We start from the raw sequence: 17,102 nt of genomic DNA, 5'->3' as shown, positions 1-17,102 counted from the left end.
CTACCCGTTCCGCCTCCTCGCGCCGCCGGTCATGCGCGGGCTGCTCGAGAACATCTGCGCCAAAGAGGGCGTCGTCGTGGCACCGGATGTCTACCCGTTGGTCATCCGCGCCGGCGGCGGCTCGCCCCGCGACTCGCTGTCGATCCTCGACCAGCTACTCGCGGGTGCGTCCGACGAGGGCGTCACCTACGACCGCGCCCTCGCGCTGCTCGGCGTCACCGACATCGCACTCATCGACGACGCCATCGACGCCCTTGCCGCCTCCGACGGCGCAGCGCTGTTCGCGACGGTCGAGAAGGTCGTCGACGCCGGGCATGATCCTCGACGTTTCGCCGTCGACCTTCTCGAGCGGTTGCGCGATCTCATTCTGCTGCAAGCAGTTCCGGACGCTGCCGAACGTGGACTCGTCGAAGCGCCTGGCGATCAACTCGCGCGCATGCAAGGTCAGATCGAGCATCTCGGACCGGGCGGACTCACCCGCTTCGCCGAGATCGTGCACGAAGCGCTCGGCGAGATGCGCGGCACCACGTCGCCGCGCCTGCTGCTCGAGGTGATGTGCGCGCGGATGCTGCTGCCATCGGTCTCCGCCGCCGACGCCGCGCTGCTCCAGCGTCTCGAACGACTCGAGTCAGGCGTCGCTCCGGCCGGAGGGAACGCCGGCGGTGCAACGCCCTCGCCTTCCGCGCGCGCCGAGGGTGCTCCCACCGCGGCCCCCGCCCCGCCGCCCGTCGACCCGCCCAAGTACGTCCGCCCCTCGCAGCGCAAGCCGGACGAGCCGGCCGCCGGTCGAGCGGACGCGGCTCCCGCCGAGGTTGTCGCGCCGCCCGCTGCGCGCGAGGAGGCTGCGCCGGCAGCTAGCGCAGGCGATTCCTCCGCTGGTCGAGCAGACCGGAGCGCCAGCGGAGGCGATTCCCCCGCTGCCGCGCCCGCAGACGTCTCCTCCGCTGGTCGAGCAGACCGGAGCGCCAGCGCAGGCGATCCCCCCGCTGGTCGAGCGGATCGGAGCGCTAGCGGAGGTCGTGTCGAGACCACCCCGCCCGATCCCACGCGCGGCGATGCTCCTGCTGCCGCGCCTGCGGGCGATTCCTCCGCTGCCGCGCCCGCAGGCGATCCCTCCGCTGGTCGAGCAGACCGGAGCGCTAGCGCAGGCGATCCCACCGCTGGTCGAGCAGACCGGAGCGCTAGCGGAGGTCGTGTCGAGACCACCCCCGCCGAGACCACCACGCCCGCCGAGCCCACGCGCCCGATGCCGGTGGCGCCTGCGAAGCCCGCCGCACCACCGACGCCCGAACCTGCCCCGACACCGGAACCGGCCGCAGTAGTTGCCGCAGACGACGACATCCCGCTACCCGACGAGCCCGTCGACGACTACGACGCGCCCGTCCCCGACGACGGCAGACCGTCCACGCCACGCAGCGTCGAACCCGAACCGCAACCAGAACCAGAACCCGAACCGCAGGCCGGCCTCGACGTCGAGACCGCGCGCAAGCGCTTCCAGGAAGTCCGCGCTGCGGTCCGTGAGCGGTCGAAGAGTCTCGAACCGATGCTGTCGAACGCCGTCGTCGACGAGATCCGCGACAACGTCGTGATCCTGGCGCATCCCGTTGAAGTGTTGGTCGGCAGATTGTCGGCGCCGCATGCGGTCAACATCATGCGCGAGGCGCTGCACGAGGTCTTCGGAACCGAACTCGACGTGCAGACCATCCACAAGGTCGTCGACGTGACCGCGCCTACGAAAAATGCAGCGGGACAACCGGATCGACAGCAGCGTCGTGCTCAGACCTTCTCGCGTCCGAGCCGCGCTCGGGGCAGCTCGGGCGAGCAGTCCGACGCCGCCGCAGCACCGGAGGCCCCGGCCGAGCCCGAGGAGCCTGAACCGCCGCGCCAAGACGACGACATCCCCGACGCTGAGCGTGCGGAGATGGTCGCCGAGGTGCAGAACGCGGCTCCCGAGGGTCGCTTCGACCCGAACAAGGTCGCGATGGAACTGCTACAGACCGAGCTGGGCGCCCGGCCGCTGGAGTAGCGCGCACCGCGCGCCGCTACCAGCGGGTCCGAGTCGCCGCTATGCGTCCCACCACGGGCGTAGTGGAAGATCGCTCTGGCCGTAGTCGTCGAGCTTGGTCGCCAGGACGTGGTGAAGCTGAACGATGTTGCGCTCGAAGCCGATTCGGCATCCGGCCATGTACAGGCCCCATAGCCGCGCGGTGCCCTCGGTGACCTCTTCGACAGCCTCGTCCCAGTGCTCGACGAGGTTGCGGTTCCAGTCACGCAGCGTCATGGCGTAGTGCGGACGGAAGTTCTCCTCGTGCAGCACCTCGAGTCCGCCGATGTCCTGGATCTTCGAGATGATCTTGCCGGAGCCGGTGAGCTCGCCGTCGGGGAAGACGTAGCGGTCGATGAACGATCCGGCGCGTGCGTTCTTGAAGTTGTCGGGCCGAGTGATGCAGTGGTTCAACATCATTCCGCCGACCCGCAGCTTGTCGCGGATGAACGAGAAGTACGCCGGATAGTTGTGGACGCCGATGTGCTCGGTCAGTCCGATCGACGAGACGGCGTCGAAGTCGCTCTCGGTCACGTCGCGGTAGTCGCTGAAGCGCACCTCGGCGAGGTCGCTGAGTCCCTCGTCGACGATCTTCTTCTGCGCCCACTCGGCCTGCTCCGCGGAGAGCGTGACACCGAGTACCTTGACTCCGCGAGACGCTGCGTAGCGTACCATTCCGCCCCAGCCGCAACCGATGTCGAGGAGACGGTCGCCCGGCTTGAGTCGCAGCTTGTCGAAGATCAGTCGGTACTTGTTCTCCTGGGCCGTCTCCAGCGACGCCTCGAGGTCGGGGTAGACGGCGCAGGTGTAGGTCATCGACGGTCCGAGAACCCACTCGTAGAAGGTGTTCGACACATCGTAGTGATGATGGATCACCTCGGCGTCGCGGGTTTTGCTGTGCCGCAATCCTTCTGCGAAGCGTCGCCAGCGTGGCAGTGCTTCCTGGGGTGGCGGCGCGATCGGCTTGAAATGCTCGATGCCCAGCGAGCGGGCCACATTCGCCAACGTCAGGGGAGACGGACGCTTGAACTCGAGGTCGGCGGCGAGCGCGCGCAGCGCCTCGTAGGGGTCGCCGGGGTGGGCACCGATCAACTCGAGGTCGCCCGACACGTACGCGCGCGCAAGTCCGAGGTCGCCGGGGGCGGTAACGAGATACGTTGTGCCACGTGAATTCTTGAGGTTCAGCCCATACTCGGCGTCGGCGGGGCCTGCCGAGCTGCCGTCGTACGCGGTGATCCTGATGCTGAGATTGCCGCCGACCAGCGACTCGAAGATCTGCGCCAGCGTCATCTTGCCCGGCGAGGCTTCCGGGGGGGATGCGGGTACGTTGTCCTGGAACGTCGTCATTGCCGTTTCACCGCTTTCGCATAGAGGTCGAGAAGCCGGCCGCGAGGGTCGTACCGCTTCTTCAGGAGTCGATAGTGTTCGCCACCGTAGAGTTCGTCGAACTCTTCGGGGGAGTAGAAGGATTCCGAATACAGGGACTTGTGGCCGTCGAGATCGGCCACCTCGCGCTCGATGAGCTTGTTGGCGTGGCCGGGATCGCCGGGCGTCACCGGCACCGCCGACCAGAACCCGACGTTGACGTAGGTGCGCTTGGGCTCGAGCGGGTAGAGCGGCCACGGCCGCGCGGCGTCGGCAACCGGTAGTGCCGGCTCACGTAAACGCAACGGGCACAACCACACCGGCTCGATCGGAATGTTCTCGAGGAACCACTCGAGGTACGCGGTGGTGTTCTCGATCGGAACCTCGATGTCTTGCACCACCCGCTCATTGGCGGGCAAACCCTTGCGCTTGTTGAGCCTGTCGGCGATGTCGAAGCGCTGGTCGTAGCCGATCAACTTCCAGTAGAAGCTGCTGCGCAGCAACTTCTTTGGCCAGAGCCGTCGAATCCTGGGGTTCTGGGCGCCGAAGGCTCGTGAACACCAGAACCAGTCGGTGTCCCAGCGCCAGAGGTAGTCGTGGATGGTCAGGCGGTCGCGCTTGATCCCCGAGGCGTGCTGGATGGACCGGTAGTAGATGTCCATCCCCGTGTAATCGCTGACCGGACCGGCCTCGTCGGTTTGGCGGCCGACGGTCAGGTACGCCTCGTCGGCGGTGAAGACCACACCGTCGAGGTAGTCGACGCGCTCGCCGTCGTAGGTACGCTCGTCGGCGATGGTGTTCATCGTCGACTGCAGTGTCGCGAGATCGTGAAAACGTATGTGACGCAACGCAACGTACGGCTGCACTGTTTCGAGCTCGATCTTCAGCCGAACCGAATACCCCAGCGTCCCATACGAATTGGGGAAACCGAAGAAGAGGTCGGAGTTCTCGTTGGTCGGCGTCGCGGTGACGATGGAGCCGTCGCCGGTCAGAATGTCGATCTCGAGCACCGACTCGTGCGGCAGGCCGTTGCGGAAGGAGGTGCTCTCGATGCCGAGACCCGTGACCGCCCCGCCGAGGGTGATGGTCTTGAGCTGTGGCACCACCAGCGGCGCCAGCCCGTACGGCAGCGTTGCAGCGACCAGATTCTCGTATGTGCACATTCCCGCGACGTCGGCGGTCTTGGCAACAGGATCGACGGAGATCACCCGATCGAGACCCGATACATCGAGGCCGGGATGCGGATTCTTGGCGCGCGCACGAAACAGGTTCGACGTCTTTTTCGCGAGACGGACCGTTGCTCCTGGCGGAATCGCCCGATAGCTGGCCAGAAGGGTGGCAACCCCGTCGTCGAAAGCCTGTGCCCCCATCTCCAACCGTCCAGAAGTCACTTGGCTAGCCTAGGACCTGATCAGCACGCCCGCCAATCTGCCATGAAGGAGTGCCCGTCGTGGGTGAGATTTCCGCCAGTCAAACGATCGACATCGCCGCAAGTCCCGACCAGGTGATCGGAGTGCTCGCCGACTACGTCGACGCGCGTCCGGCGATCCTTCCCGAGCAGTACCGCGACTACAAGGTGATCAGCGGCGGCCAGGGTGACGGAACGGTGGTGCACTGGATTCTGCAGGCGACCTCCAAGCGTCAGCGCGACGTGAAGGCGACCGTCAGCGTCGTGCCGGACACCATCACCGAACGCGATGAGAACTCGTCGATGGTGACCACCTACAAGGTCACTCCGGCCGGTAGCGGTTCCAAGGTCACCACGACCACCACGTGGAACTCCAACGCCAGCGGCATCGGCGGCTTCTTCGAGAAGACGTTCGCGCCCAAGGGTCTCGCGAAGATCCAGGCTCAGCTGCTCGCGAATCTCAAGGCGCGGGTCGAGAAGTAGGCCCCACCTCTGCGGACCGGTTCGCACGATGAGTCCGCAGGACGATACCCGGACACCACGACGTCGCGGCCGCGCTCGGCCCTCGCCACTGCCGGTGCGCGACGGCGTCGACGCGACGCGCGTCGTGGTGCGCCACGGCGAGGAGCTGACCGTCGGGGAGTCGCTGCTGGCCAGCCCGTCGCTGGCCGACCTGACGCTCGACGACCTGCGGGGCCGGACTGCCGCCGGTGACGTCGTCGACGCAGGCGGCAACCGTGCCGACCTCGACGCTCCTGCCCGGGCCAATACGTCGTACTACCTGTATCGGGATCTGCCCGACGAGATCGAGATCCCCTTCGACCTGCCGATCCTGTTCCGCGACGAGAACATCGTCGTCGTCGACAAACCGCCGTTCCTCGCGACCATGCCGCGCGGGCGGCACGTCACCCAGACCGCGTTGGTGCGGCTGCGGCGTGAACTCGGCAACGACGCGCTCGCGCCTGCTCACCGGCTCGACCGCCTGACCTCTGGGGTGCTGTTGTTCACGGCCCGCCCGCAGGTTCGCGCGGCGTATCAGGATCTGTTCGCCCAACGACTCGCACGCAAGGAATACCGTGCGCTGGCACCGCTCGACGACGCGCTGCGCACCCCGGCAACCGTGCGCAATCGCATCGAGAAGACGGCCGGTGACCTGCGGGCTCTGGTCGTCGACGGCGAGGTCAACGCGGTCAGCGAGATCACTCTGATCGAGGATGCCGGGTCTGGCCACGGCCTCTACAGACTGCGCCCGCACACCGGACGCACCCACCAACTCCGGCTGCACATGGCGTTGCTCGGGGTGCCCATCGTCGACGATCCGCTGTACCCCGACGTACGCCCCGACCTGGCCGAGTTGCCTGATCGTGGCGACTTCACCCGGCCGCTGCGGCTACTTGCGCACAGCTTGGAGTTCGATGACCCGCTCACCGGCGAACCGCGCAGATTCGTCAGCAATAGACAGCCGGAACACGCGCCCATCCGGACTGAGTGAGCGAGTGCGTACACAATCATGACGTCAGCGGGGGCCATCGAAATTATTGTCGCGGCCCCTCGCTCAGGTACGAGTTGTGTACGTAGCAGCGGCCGGACACGGGCTCGATCGGCCGCGAATGCACCGCTAGGCTGAGATTTGTGACCATCCACGCCTCCTACGAGCGACATCCCGATCTCGGGTGCGAGGCCGTCGTCTTCATCGACGACGAATCGATGGGCTGCTTCCAGATTCAGCGCGACCTGGTTGTCGACGCCGAAGCGGGTGGCCGTGGAAGCTCTGGCGGTGGAAGCTCTGGTCGTGAGGGCTATTGCGTCACCACGGGAGCCAGCGCGCCCGTCTATGGCGGGGTGGTCGAGTGGCGTCGCGTCGACGACGATCGGATCGAGTTCGCTCTCACCCCGAAGGCGGGCAGGCTTTTCGGCGACAACGTGCTCTCCTTCCAGATCACGCCGGTCGGTGACGAGAGTGTCGACGAGATCATCGAGCATGTCGAGCGACTGCTGCGGTGAGCGCACCGACTACCCTGGTTAACGTGACTCAACCTTTTGACCCCAGTTCCCTGTTCGGCGGCGGTGACGGCGGCGAGAATCCGATGGCGGGTCTGCTCGCTCAGGCGCAGCAGATGCAGGAGAAGTTGCTCGCGGCGCAGGAGGAGATCGCTGCAACCGAGGTCACCGGTTCGGCGGGCAACGGGCTGGTCACCGTGACCGGAACGGGTACCGGCGAGGTCACCGCGGTGACCATCGATCCCAAGGTCGTCGACGCCGACGACGTCGAGACGCTGCAAGATCTGGTCCTCGGCGCACTGTCGGATCTCGCGTCCAAGCGCGACGAGCTGACGAGCCAGAAGATGGGACCGCTCGCAGGCGGACTCGGCGGCGGACTTCCCGGCCTCGGCTGAGGATTCATGTACGAGGGCCCCATCCAGGATCTGATCGACGAGCTGGCCAAACAGCCAGGGCTCGGCCCCAAGGGTGCGCAGCGCATCGCCTTCCACCTGCTCGCCGGTGAGAAGTCCGACATCGACCGACTCATCGCTGCCCTCGGCCACGTCCGCGACGACGTCACGTTCTGTGCCGAATGCGGCAACGTCTCGGCCGAGCGGCTGTGCCGCATCTGCGCCGACGCCCGTCGCGACGCCACCAAGATCTGCGTCGTGGAGGAGCCCAAGGATGTCCACGCGATCGAGCGGACCAAGGAGTTCCACGGTCGCTATCACGTGCTCGGCGGGGCGCTCGATCCGCTGTCGGGGATCGGGCCTGATCAGCTGCGTATTCGTGAACTGCTCCGACGTCTGGCCAACCAAGAGGACGGCGTCGACGTCACCGAGGTGATCGTGGCCACCGACCCCAACACCGAGGGCGAGGCCACCGCGACTTACCTCCTGCGCATGCTCAAAGACTTCCCCGGGCTGTCGGTGACTCGCCTGGCTTCGGGCCTGCCGATGGGTGGCGACCTGGAATTCGCCGACGAGCTCACCCTTGGCCGGGCGCTGTCGGGGCGGCGGGTCCTTGCCTGACACCAGCGCGCTGGTGGGAGACGGTGCACGCTCGATGGGCTCGCTCTCGCCTGAGCTCGATGCCCAACTCGACGAGCTGGCCGCGGAGATGGTGTCGGGGATCGTCGCCATCGACGGGCCGTCCGGATCGGGCAAGACGACCGTCGCCGACACCCTGGTGGACAAACTTCACGCCCGCGGTACCGGCGTTGTCCTCGTCCGCACCGACGATTTCGCCACCTGGGACGATCCTGTGGCGTGGTGGCCAGAGATGGAATCCGATGTGTTGCATGCCTTTGTCCGACGCCGCGACTACCGATATCGCCCACGTGAGTGGGTCGACGGCGAGCCGACGATCGGCAAGCGGGTCTGGTATCGCTGGGAGCCACTGCTGATCATCGAAGGGGTGTCGGCGGCGCGGCGTCGGATCGCCGACCGGTTGACGTACTCACTGTGGCTCGACGGCGGTACGCCCGAGGAGCGGCTCGACCGCGCTGTGGCACGAGACGGAGAATCGTCGAGGGCACACCTGGCGATGTGGCAGCAATTCGAGCGCGGCTGGTTTGCCGTCGACCGCACGCGTGAGCGGTGCCGGGTGTTGGATTGACCCGCGTACCGTGAGCTCATGGCCTACCGCAGCATCGCGACACTCGACGCGGCGCTGATCCAATGCCGTGTGTGCCCGCGACTTGTTGCCTGGCGTGAATTGGTCGCCCGTGAGAAGCGTGCAGCCTTCGCCGATCAAACCTATTGGGGTAGGCCGATTCCCGGATTCGGTCCGGCCGACGCCGCCATGCTCATCCTCGGGCTGGCACCCGCGGCGCACGGCGCCAACCGGACAGGCCGAATGTTCACCGGGGACCAGAGTGGCGACGTGCTCTACCGTGCTCTCTACGACGTAGGGCTCGCCAACAAGCCGACTGCGGTCTCCATCGACGACGGCTTGGAACTGACCGGTGTGCGGATCACCGCGCCCGTGCATTGCGCGCCTCCGCAGAACAAGCCGACGCCGGCCGAGCGAGATCAGTGCGCGCACTGGCTACACAACGAAATCGACCTTCTCGCACCGACTTTGCGGTCGGTGTTCGTGCTCGGCGCGTTCGGTTGGCAAGCGGCGCTGACCGGGTTCGCCGGTCTCGGGTGGGAGGTTGCGCGGCCAAGACCGAAGTTCGGTCACGGTGCGCAGACCGCAATTCGACGCGGCGACCGCGAACTCACGCTTTTCGCGAGTTATCACGTGAGCCAACACAATACGTTCACCGGACGCCTGACGCCCGCGATGCTGCGCGGGGTCCTGCGCGCCGCCGGCCGCCACGCGGGGTTACCTGTGGTCGACGACGCGGGCGCGTGACTGATCGAGCCGCTGAGGTGAACCTTCATATCGGAGCCGGCGATGGAGTGGATACGATCTGCCTGATAACGGTGTCCGCGTCGTAGCGGTGTGCAGCAGAACGGAAGTGACGGCGTCCATGAGCGAGAAGATGCGACGGCTCGCGGGGCGCGATCCCGACCCGACGTGCCGCTGCGGTCATCCCCGCACAGCGCATGAGCACTTCCGATCGGGCACCGACTGCGCCATCTGCGGGCCGGAGAAGTGCTCGCGTTTCCGGCGGGCGTGGTGGTCTCGACAGGCTCGACCAACGGAGTAAGCCGCTCGACCGGCGGGTGGTCTCGACACGCTCGACCGGCGGGTGGTCTCGACACGCTCGACCAGCGGGATGAGCGCTCGACCGGCGGGGTGAGCGCTCGGCTGGCGGGTCAGGCGCTCAGCCTCGACGCCCGGCGGCGAGCCGTTCGCTGCGCAGCCGGTCCACTTCGGAAAGCTCCAGCGGCGCGAGCGAGTCGACGCCCATCGCGCGCGCCAGGAGCAGGTCGGCGAGCTGCGGGTTTCTAGCCAGCGCCGGACCGTGCATGTACGTCCCGAGTACTGAGCCCTGCACGACACCCTCGGTCCCGTCACCGACACCATTGCCGACACCGTGGCGGACCTTCGCGAGCGGCGCGGCGTCGGACCCCAGCGTTGTGCCCCCGCGGTGGTTCTCGAATCCGGTGAGCTGATCGGTCAGTCCTGGCATCACCGGGTCGGTGACCACCTCGCCGATACTGCGTGTGGCCTGCGGGGATGTGGTGAGGTCGAAGAGTGAGATGCCGTCGACGCGTTCGCCTGCCGATGTCTCGTACCAGTGGCCGAGCACCTGGATTGCGGCGCAGATGGCGAGCACGGGACGTCCGGCGGCCGCGGCCCGCTGCAGACCCGGGTACCGAGTGAGATGCCGCGTCGCGAGCCGCTGCGCGTAGTCTTCAGCGCCGCCGAGGGTGTAGACGTCGAGCGAGTCGGGCACCTCGTCGTCGAGGGTGATCTGCACGATCTCGGCGTCGATGCCGCGCATACGTGCTCGCTGCCGGAGGATCAGCGCGTTGCCGCCGTCACCGTAGGTTCCCATGACGTCGGGCAGAACAAGGCCGATGCGCAGCGTCGAAGTACTCATCACTGTCCCTTCCGTGCGCGCTCGGCGCGTTCGATTGCGACGCCGAGATCGCGGAACGCGGTGTAGTTGGCCAGCACCTCGACGCGTCCGGGCGGGCACGAGGCGATGGCTTTCATGGTGTCGGGGATGGTGGTGTGCTCGGCGCCGGCGTAGAGCAGTCGGACCGACAGGTCGGCGGCGCGTTCGCCAGCCGCGACCACCTGCATCGTCTCGAAGGCCTCGAACCGCACGTCCCACAGCCAGGAGAGGTCCTCGCCGTCGGGGACCTGACCGTTGACGGCGATGACCAGGCCGTCGGCGTCCTGATCGATCATCGAAAGCGCTTCCTGCCACCCCGCGGGGTTCTTTGCGAGCAGCGTGCGCACGGAATGGTTGCCCACCTGGTGGATGCCGTAGCGTCCGGCCACCTCACCGACGGTGCTGACGGCGGCAACGGCCTTCGCGGGATCGGCACCCATCGCGACGGCAGCGGCAACGGCCTGCGCGGCGTTGCCACGGTTGGCGCGACCGGGCACGCTCAACGTCATGGGGGCCTCGAATCCGTCAGGGCCATAGATCTTTTCGTCGTCGACCCACCACTGGGGTGTCGGACGACGGAACGTCGGATCGCCCGTCGAGTACCAGTCGACGCCGCTCTGGATCGACGGGTCGGTGGGGTCGCCCGAGGTGCGCGCGATCGGCTCGCCGGTGCGCGGGCAGCTCACCGAGTCGCCGACCCAGCTCGCGCCCGCAGCAACCCAGACGACCTTCGGAGCGTCGAACGCGGCCGAGGTGATCAGGACGTCGTCGCAATTGGCGATCACCGTCGTATCGGGGTGTCGCGCGAGGCCCTCGCGGAGCCGTCGTTCGATCATGTTGATCTCTCCGACGCGGTCGAGCTGGTCGCGTGAGAGGTTGAGCATCACCACGACTTCGGGGTCGACGGCGTCGCTCACATGAGGAACGTGCAACTCGTCGACCTCGAGTGCCGCGACCGGCGCCGACCGCTGCAAGCTGAGCGTCGCGATGATGCCCGCGTCCATGTTGGCGCCGTCGGCCTGGGTGGCGACCTCGCCGAGTTCGGCCAGGGCCGCGGCGGTCATGCGCGTGGTCGTCGACTTTCCGTTCGTCCCGGTGATCAGCGCGGTCCGTTTTCCGGCGGCGAGACGGCCCATGATGTTCGGGTCGATCTTCTCGGCGACCAGGCCGCCGATCATCGATCCCTTGCCGCGCCCCGCGGTGCGCGACGCCCAGCGGGCAGCCGACGCAGCTCCGAGGGCTAGCGACGTACGAACGGGGACACGGGTGGTCGAGCCACCCGGAGCGGGGACGCGGTCGGGCATGGGGAGAGTCTGTCACAGCGCCCCACGGCCTGCCGTCGGGGCGCAGCGCGCGGCCGGGGTCGCGCTGTGCCCTCGCTGGTCGAGCTGCGCCCCGCTGGTCGAGCCGCCCTCGCTGGTCGAGCTTGTCGAGACCACGCCCCTGCGCGGGGTAGTCTCGCGGCCGTGAGCCGCGCCACCAACCCCACGCTGTCCCCGCCGCTACGACCCGTCCGTTCGCTGTTGCGAGTCATCGGCCACGTGCCACCGCAGGTGTTCGGTGCGGTGTCGCGGTGGTGTCCGGTCAACGCAGACGGCGACCACGTCAGCGTCGAGATGCTGGCCGCCGCGGCTGCAACAGCAGTCCTCCCGAACGCCGACATGGGCGGGCCGACGATCGGCAAGGCCCGCAGCGGACTGGCGCGGATCACCGCGCTCACCGCAGAGAAGCTCCCGGTGCTGGCCGTCGAGGAGGACCTCGAGTTCGACGGCCCGGCAGGCCCGATTCCGGTGACGCGCTATCGCGCGGGCGTCGAGAGCCGCGGGTTGATCCTGTTCTTCCACGGCGGCGGGTTCACCACGGGCAGTCGCAGGAGTCACGACCCGCTGGCGCGCAGGCTGGCCGTCGACACCGGCGCCGACGTCGTCTCCGTCGAGTATCGGCTCGCGCCGGAGAACCCCTTCCCCGCAGCGGTCGACGACGCTCTCGCCGCCTGGCGTGGTGTGGTCGACGCCGCCCCGGGCTGGGGTATCCCGAGCGACCGGATCGTCGTGGCAGGCGACAGTGCTGGCGGCAATCTCGCAGCGGTCGTCGCGCAGGAGGTCCGCGGTGAGCCGATCACTCCGATGCTGCAGCTCTTGATTTATCCCAAGACTGATTCCGTCATCGAATACGGTTCGGCCCGCGAGTTCGCGAAGGGCTACTTCTTGACCGGCGAACGCATCGCTGATTTCACAGACGCTTACGTGCCCGATCCTGCCCAGCGATCCGATCCGCGCGTCTCTCCGCTACTCGCACAAGACCTTTCAGGCCTACCTCCCGCACACGTCGTGGTCGCCGGCTTCGATCCCCTGCGTGACGAAGGGATCGCATACGCCGATGCCCTCGGTGCCGCTGGAGTGCCTGTCACGTTGCAGCGAGAGGGGCCGCTGATCCACGGTTTCGCCAGCATCGCGGCATTCAGTTCCGTTGCGGATCAAGCTATCTCGCGGTTCACCGACGTGGTGTCCGACGCCCTGCGCTGATCGGCGTCGCGCATCAGTAGAGTGGTCGACGGTTCGGGGCTTGATCAGACCTTTCTACACATGGGGGAGTGGCATGACGATGCCGAAAAGTGGACGCTCGATCATCAGGGCGATGATGGTCCCGGCGATGGCCATGGTGGTTGTCGGGCTTGCTGGATGTGGCGGTGGCGACAGCGATTCGGCGCAGCCGACGTCGACTTCCTCGACACCTGACGCCGCGAAAGCGCTACCGCAGCAAGGTGATCAGTTCTATCTGCAAGGGCTCAAACAACTCAACATCCACTTTCCCGACGACGCGGCCGCGGTGACGGCGGGCAAGCAGGTGTGCGCGAATCTCAAGGCGGGCGACGGACTTCTCGACGCCATCCACAAGGTGGGGAACGGACTCAACGAGGCCGAGTCCGGTCAGGTCCTCGGCCTCGCGGCGCAGAGCTACTGCCCCGAAGAGCTCGGAAAGCTCAGCGGCACCCAGCCGTAGAGTCGCTCAGAAGCGTTCGTCGGCTGGGGGGATCGATTCCTGTGCCGCTGGTTCGTAATGGCTTTGCGGCGCAGCAGGATACGGCTGCGGCGGGGTGTCGGACTGCCCGGTCGGATACCCCTGTACTCCCGTCGGAGTGCCCTGGTACCCCGGCGGCGGCCCCTGATACCCGACCGGAGGCGCTTCGTGCCCCGCAGAAGGTGCCTGGTACTCGGGCGGCGGACCTTGGTATCCGGCCGGCGGCCCCTGGTAGCCGGGCGTAGGTGCTTGGTACTCGGGCGATGGCCCCTGGAACCCAGATTGGGGTCCCTGGAACCCGGGTTGAGGTCCTTGGTACCCGGGTGGCGGACCCTGGAATCCGGGCGGAGGTCCTTGGAACCCGGGCGGAGGTCCTTGGAACCCGGGCGGCGGGCCCTGGTATCCGGGCGGAGGTCCTTGGAACCCGGGTGCGCCGAGCGGCCCTTGGAATCCCTGGATGCCGGCACCAGCGTCGGGCATTCCCGGATTGAATGAATCCGACACTGTCGCAGCAAGTTCCAGGAATGCATTGCGGGTGTCGCGGTTCATGTGATCGAGGTCGATCTGCGCACCGGTCGCGAGATGGTCATCGAACGGGATGATCTGCACCGCTCGTGTCCGACCGAGGAAATGCTGGGTCAGCATGTCCAGATCGATCGGCGCACCTCCCGGCTTCGACGCTGAGATCACCACGACGGCCTGTTGTACCAGTCGCTGATAGCCGTGAGCGTTGAGCCAATCCAGTGTGGCTGCGGCACTTTCGGCGCCGTCGACGGCCGGTGACGTGACGAGGACGATAGCGGTTGCCGAACTCAGGACGCCCTCCATCGCCGAATGCAAGAGACCGGTACCGCAGTCGGTCATGATGATGTTGTAGTAGTTCTCCAGGATTCCGATGACGTCGAGGTAGTCGTCGGCGCTGAAGGATTCCGATATCGCCGGATCGCGTTCGGATGCAAGCACTTCCAGATGACTCGCGGATTGGGACGTGTGGCGCCGAACGTCGGCGTACCGCGTGACGTTCGGGTCGTTCAGCAGGGAGCGCACCGTCGAACCGGTTTGCTGAGGGACACGTCGGCCGAGTGTTCCGAAGTCTGGGTTTGCATCGACCGCGATCACCCGGTCACCGCGCAGCGATGCGAACGCGGAGCCGAGTCCGATTGTCGTCGTGGTCTTTCCGACGCCACCCTTGAGGGAGAGCACTGCCAGACGGAAATCGCCGGCGATCGGCCGACGGATGCGTGCGATCATCTCGTCGAGTTGTTGTTGCGACTTGCTCTCGCCCAGATTGATCAGACCGCCTGACACGGTGCGCAGTGCTCGCCGCCATCCGGCTCCGCGCGCCGAGAATGGTGTCGCCGGTTGCTGATTCGGATTCGCGGCACCGGGAGCTCCGGCGAACTGGGCACCTGGTTGCATTCCCGGCTGTTGCGGTCCCCCCTCGTAGGGGCCGCCGTAGTAATTGGGGTCGGGGAAGTTCGGCTCGGGGTAGTGAGGCCAGGGAGGTCCTGGTTGCTGCATAGGCGCAGGCGGGTAGGCCGCGCCGGGAACTGCCTGGTGGGGATCGGCCGGATAGCCAGCTGGCGGCTGCGGTGCGGGATGCTGATCGTTCGGGAGGTACTGAGCGACCGGGATCTCCGGTGTCTGCGGCGCCTCGCCCGACCTGCCCGTGTACCAGTTGACCTGCGCCACGGGCGGCGGGGTGAACTGTGCGTGCGAGGGTTGCGGCGGTTGGGGAGCGTCCGATGAGGGCTGGCCCGCACCGAACGACGTGTCGATCCGGCCCTCGTCGTCCTCGTGACCATCCACTTTCGGCCACGGTGACGGCTGCGAACCTTCGGCGTGCGACATCTCGTTGATCATCCCCTCGTGCGTCCCCAGGTGGGCCTATCGCGCCCAACCCTGCTGCTGGTTCGACCCCTGAATACTAGGGCGTCTAACAGTAGAGGTCGTGGCGGCGCCCTCCGACGACTCCGTGAACAGTAGAAATGGTCAATCGATGGCGACTCATCGACCGCGACGAGCGTTTCCGATGGGCGGCTTGGTGTTGTAACCCGTTTTCAGTCATTTTCGGCGGCGCTGCTGGCGCCGACCTGGGCTTTTGCGGTGGGTTCGATGCTCGGATGACTGAAATCGGGAGAGGGTGTGGTGCGGGCCCGCGAGCGTGGGGCGGCGAGTACTCCTGCTGCGCATCCGGCGATGACCAGCGCGGCTCCGCCGATCTCGACGTAAGTCGAGGTCGGGACGAGCTTTTCGGGTGGGGATCTTGGTGCCGTAACCCGTTTTCAGTCATTTTCGGCGGCGCTGCCGGCGCCGACCTGGGCTTTTGCGGTGGGTTCGATGCTCGGATGACTGAAAACGGGAGAGGGTGTGGTGCGGGCCCGCGATCGTGGCGCGGCGAGTACTCCTGCTGCGCATCCGGCGATCACCAGCGCGGCTCCGCCGATCTCGACATAGGTCGGTTGCTCGCCGAGGAAGAGCCAGGCAGCGGTAATCCCGACGACGGGAACCAAGAGCGACATCGGCGCGACTCGGCTGGCCGGATAGCGCTGCATCAGCGACGTCCACAGACCCGACCCTGCGATGGTTCCGAGCAGCACCACATACGCCAACCCGGCCAGCGCGATCAGGCCTGAGGTCGAGCCGAGCGTGGCCATGGCGTGAAAACCTGCCGACGGTCCGTCGACAGCGAGGCTCAGCAGGTACAGCGGGATCGGCGGCACCACCGACATCCACAGCGTCATCCGCAGTGCGTCACCGGAGTTCGGGGGCAAGGCGAGGCGGTTGCCGATGTTGCCGAATGCCCAGGACAGTCCCGCCAGAACGGTGAGCAGGATCGGAACGACGATGCCGATGCCGAGCGAACTGTGGCCCGCGCGGTCGACCCCGATCAGAACGATTCCGCCCACTGCGACTGCGATTCCGACGACTTGAGCCGGCACGAGTCGCTCCCGCAGGAACACGACTCCGAGCAGCACAGTGAACGGGGCCGACGTCTGTAGCACCAGCGACGCGAGGCCTGTCGGCATCCCGATGTTCATCGCGAGGAAGAGAAAGGCGAACTGTCCGACACCGAATCCGAACGCGTACAACAGAAACCACTTGATCTGCATCCGTGGGAAGCGCACGAACAACACCACCGGTACGGCCATGACCGCGAACCGCAGTGCGGCGAAGAAGAACGGAGGGAAGTGGTCGAGGCCCAGACGAATCGCGATGAAGTTCAAACCCCACAGCACGACGACGGTCAGTGCCAGCATGCGGTCGCGCGTTGTCATGTACTCATGGTCGGGGCTCCGGTAGTGAAGCACAATCGAAATAAAGTGCATAGAAGATGTAGGAATGCTTCACGAAAGCCATGTGGGCGGCGCCCAGACGGCCAGCGGCGCCAGACGAATTGCCTAGGGCACAGAGCAACCCCACCGACCCGATACCCCACCGACACGACAACGCCGACCGCACCGGAAGTCGGTGCCGTCGGCGTTGGGCTAGTGTCCTGAGTCATTAATTGTCATTCGGTTGATAGACTGGGGAATGGCAACCCGGGGTCCGCGAGCAGTGGATATTGTTCTGACCGATGACGAGCGCCGTGAGCTCGAAGGGTGGGCGCGTCGGCGAACGACGGCCTCGGGTTTGGCGATGCGATCACGAATCGTTCTCGCTGCCGCTGATGGCGGGTCGAATACTGAAGTGGCACAACGACTCGGCCTCAACCGAGGTACCGTGCGGCGCTGGCGAGGCCGGTTCGTCGAGCACCGCTGCGA

At 66.7% G+C, this 17,102-nt stretch carries 17 protein-coding genes; 11 read left to right on the top strand and 6 right to left on the bottom strand.

All coding sequences use genetic code 11. The annotated features are described in order from the left end of the window. Window positions 1-2,026, top strand: a 2,026-nt coding sequence (locus A5777_RS15560; protein WP_064863329.1) for a DNA polymerase III subunit gamma/tau, incomplete at its 5' end; no start/stop codon positions are given. Window positions 2,027-2,065: 39 nt separating this feature from the next. Here A5777_RS15560 and A5777_RS15555 read toward each other — a convergent pair. Together A5777_RS15555 and A5777_RS15550 are read right to left on the bottom strand one after the other, a co-directional pair. Then, entirely contained in the window at window positions 2,066-3,391 is a 1,326-nt protein-coding gene (locus A5777_RS15555) for a class I SAM-dependent methyltransferase (RefSeq protein ID WP_064863325.1), read from the bottom strand. Next, window positions 3,388-4,779, bottom strand: a complete 1,392-nt coding sequence (locus A5777_RS15550) for an FAD-binding oxidoreductase (RefSeq protein WP_064863324.1) — start codon at window positions 4,777-4,779, stop codon at window positions 3,388-3,390. Before A5777_RS15550 ends, A5777_RS15555 begins: the two co-directional genes overlap by 4 nt. Before the next feature lie 80 nt (window positions 4,780-4,859). On the opposite strand from A5777_RS15550, the gene A5777_RS15545 reads away from it, so the two are divergent. From A5777_RS15545 to A5777_RS15515, 7 genes are all read left to right on the top strand, one after another. Further along, entirely contained in the window at window positions 4,860-5,300 is a 441-nt protein-coding gene (locus A5777_RS15545) for an SRPBCC family protein (RefSeq protein ID WP_005208034.1), read from the top strand. A gap of 28 nt (window positions 5,301-5,328) precedes the next feature. After that, entirely contained in the window at window positions 5,329-6,309 is a 981-nt protein-coding gene (locus tag A5777_RS15540; protein ID WP_082933695.1) for a pseudouridine synthase, read from the top strand. 140 nt (window positions 6,310-6,449) lie between these two features. Next, complete coding sequence (locus A5777_RS15535) at window positions 6,450-6,821, top strand: hypothetical protein (protein ID WP_064863323.1); 372 nt, start codon at window positions 6,450-6,452, stop codon at window positions 6,819-6,821. 23 nt (window positions 6,822-6,844) lie between these two features. Continuing rightward, window positions 6,845-7,213, top strand: coding sequence for a YbaB/EbfC family nucleoid-associated protein (locus A5777_RS15530; RefSeq protein ID WP_064863322.1), 369 nt, complete (start codon window positions 6,845-6,847; stop codon window positions 7,211-7,213). 6 nt (window positions 7,214-7,219) lie between these two features. Beyond that, a complete protein-coding gene (recR, locus tag A5777_RS15525) occupies window positions 7,220-7,831 on the top strand; it encodes a recombination mediator RecR (protein WP_005171392.1) in 612 nt (203 codons plus the stop codon). A 34-nt stretch (window positions 7,832-7,865) separates the two neighbouring features. Next, the gene (locus A5777_RS15520; RefSeq protein ID WP_064863327.1) at window positions 7,866-8,417 is read left to right on the top strand and encodes a uridine kinase family protein; all 552 of its coding nucleotides are present in this window, start codon (window positions 7,866-7,868) and stop codon (window positions 8,415-8,417) included. Window positions 8,418-8,435: 18 nt separating this feature from the next. Then, on the top strand, window positions 8,436-9,161 hold the full coding sequence (locus tag A5777_RS15515) for a uracil-DNA glycosylase (RefSeq protein WP_064863321.1): 726 nt from the start codon (window positions 8,436-8,438) through the stop codon (window positions 9,159-9,161). A 415-nt stretch (window positions 9,162-9,576) separates the two neighbouring features. On the opposite strand, the gene A5777_RS15510 is transcribed toward A5777_RS15515, so the two are convergent. Together A5777_RS15510 and A5777_RS15505 are read right to left on the bottom strand one after the other, a co-directional pair. Further along, window positions 9,577-10,299, bottom strand: coding sequence for a type 1 glutamine amidotransferase (locus tag A5777_RS15510; protein WP_064863320.1), 723 nt, complete (start codon window positions 10,297-10,299; stop codon window positions 9,577-9,579). Further along, a complete protein-coding gene (locus A5777_RS15505) occupies window positions 10,299-11,621 on the bottom strand; it encodes a MurT ligase domain-containing protein (RefSeq protein ID WP_064863319.1) in 1,323 nt (440 codons plus the stop codon). Before A5777_RS15505 ends, A5777_RS15510 begins: the two co-directional genes overlap by 1 nt. A 162-nt stretch (window positions 11,622-11,783) precedes the next feature. Here A5777_RS15505 and A5777_RS15500 point away from each other — a divergent pair, with 162 nt between their 5' ends. After that, window positions 11,784-12,842 (top strand): alpha/beta hydrolase, encoded by a 1,059-nt coding sequence (locus A5777_RS15500; RefSeq protein WP_064863318.1) that lies wholly within the window; start codon window positions 11,784-11,786, stop codon window positions 12,840-12,842. A 73-nt stretch (window positions 12,843-12,915) separates the two neighbouring features. Beyond that, window positions 12,916-13,320, top strand: a complete 405-nt coding sequence (locus A5777_RS15495) for a DUF732 domain-containing protein (protein ID WP_231894644.1) — start codon at window positions 12,916-12,918, stop codon at window positions 13,318-13,320. A gap of 6 nt (window positions 13,321-13,326) precedes the next feature. Here A5777_RS15495 and A5777_RS15490 read toward each other — a convergent pair whose 3' ends face one another. Together A5777_RS15490 and A5777_RS15485 are read right to left on the bottom strand one after the other, a co-directional pair. Then, complete coding sequence (locus tag A5777_RS15490) at window positions 13,327-15,189, bottom strand: MinD/ParA family ATP-binding protein (protein ID WP_231895085.1); 1,863 nt, start codon at window positions 15,187-15,189, stop codon at window positions 13,327-13,329. A gap of 434 nt (window positions 15,190-15,623) precedes the next feature. Next, a complete protein-coding gene (locus A5777_RS15485) occupies window positions 15,624-16,616 on the bottom strand; it encodes an EamA family transporter (RefSeq protein ID WP_064863316.1) in 993 nt (330 codons plus the stop codon). A gap of 256 nt (window positions 16,617-16,872) precedes the next feature. On the opposite strand from A5777_RS15485, the gene A5777_RS24275 reads away from it, so the two are divergent. Next, window positions 16,873-17,102: helix-turn-helix domain-containing protein (locus A5777_RS24275; protein WP_156529299.1), on the top strand; the 230-nt coding region annotated here is incomplete at its 3' end.

Origin of the sequence: Gordonia sp. 852002-10350_SCH5691597 (assembly GCF_001665715.1) — a bacterium.
Lineage (GTDB): Bacteria > Actinomycetota > Actinomycetes > Mycobacteriales > Mycobacteriaceae > Gordonia > Gordonia sputi.
This window is presented reverse-complemented; position numbering and strand designations above follow the sequence as displayed.

Coding starts and splice junctions, on each gene's coding strand:
- A5777_RS15555 (WP_064863325.1), bottom strand. CDS start 3,391: ATGACGACGTTCCAGGACAACGTACCCGCATCCCCCCCGGAAGCCTCG.
- A5777_RS15550 (WP_064863324.1), bottom strand. CDS start 4,779: ATGGGGGCACAGGCTTTCGACGACGGGGTTGCCACCCTTCTGGCCAGC.
- A5777_RS15540 (WP_082933695.1), top strand. CDS start 5,329: ATGAGTCCGCAGGACGATACCCGGACACCACGACGTCGCGGCCGCGCT.
- recR (WP_005171392.1), top strand. CDS start 7,220: ATGTACGAGGGCCCCATCCAGGATCTGATCGACGAGCTGGCCAAACAG.
- A5777_RS15520 (WP_064863327.1), top strand. CDS start 7,866: ATGGGCTCGCTCTCGCCTGAGCTCGATGCCCAACTCGACGAGCTGGCC.
- A5777_RS15515 (WP_064863321.1), top strand. CDS start 8,436: ATGGCCTACCGCAGCATCGCGACACTCGACGCGGCGCTGATCCAATGC.
- A5777_RS15510 (WP_064863320.1), bottom strand. CDS start 10,299: ATGAGTACTTCGACGCTGCGCATCGGCCTTGTTCTGCCCGACGTCATG.
- A5777_RS15505 (WP_064863319.1), bottom strand. CDS start 11,621: ATGCCCGACCGCGTCCCCGCTCCGGGTGGCTCGACCACCCGTGTCCCC.
- A5777_RS15495 (WP_231894644.1), top strand. CDS start 12,916: ATGACGATGCCGAAAAGTGGACGCTCGATCATCAGGGCGATGATGGTC.
- A5777_RS15490 (WP_231895085.1), bottom strand. CDS start 15,189: ATGTCGCACGCCGAAGGTTCGCAGCCGTCACCGTGGCCGAAAGTGGAT.
- A5777_RS15485 (WP_064863316.1), bottom strand. CDS start 16,616: ATGACAACGCGCGACCGCATGCTGGCACTGACCGTCGTCGTGCTGTGG.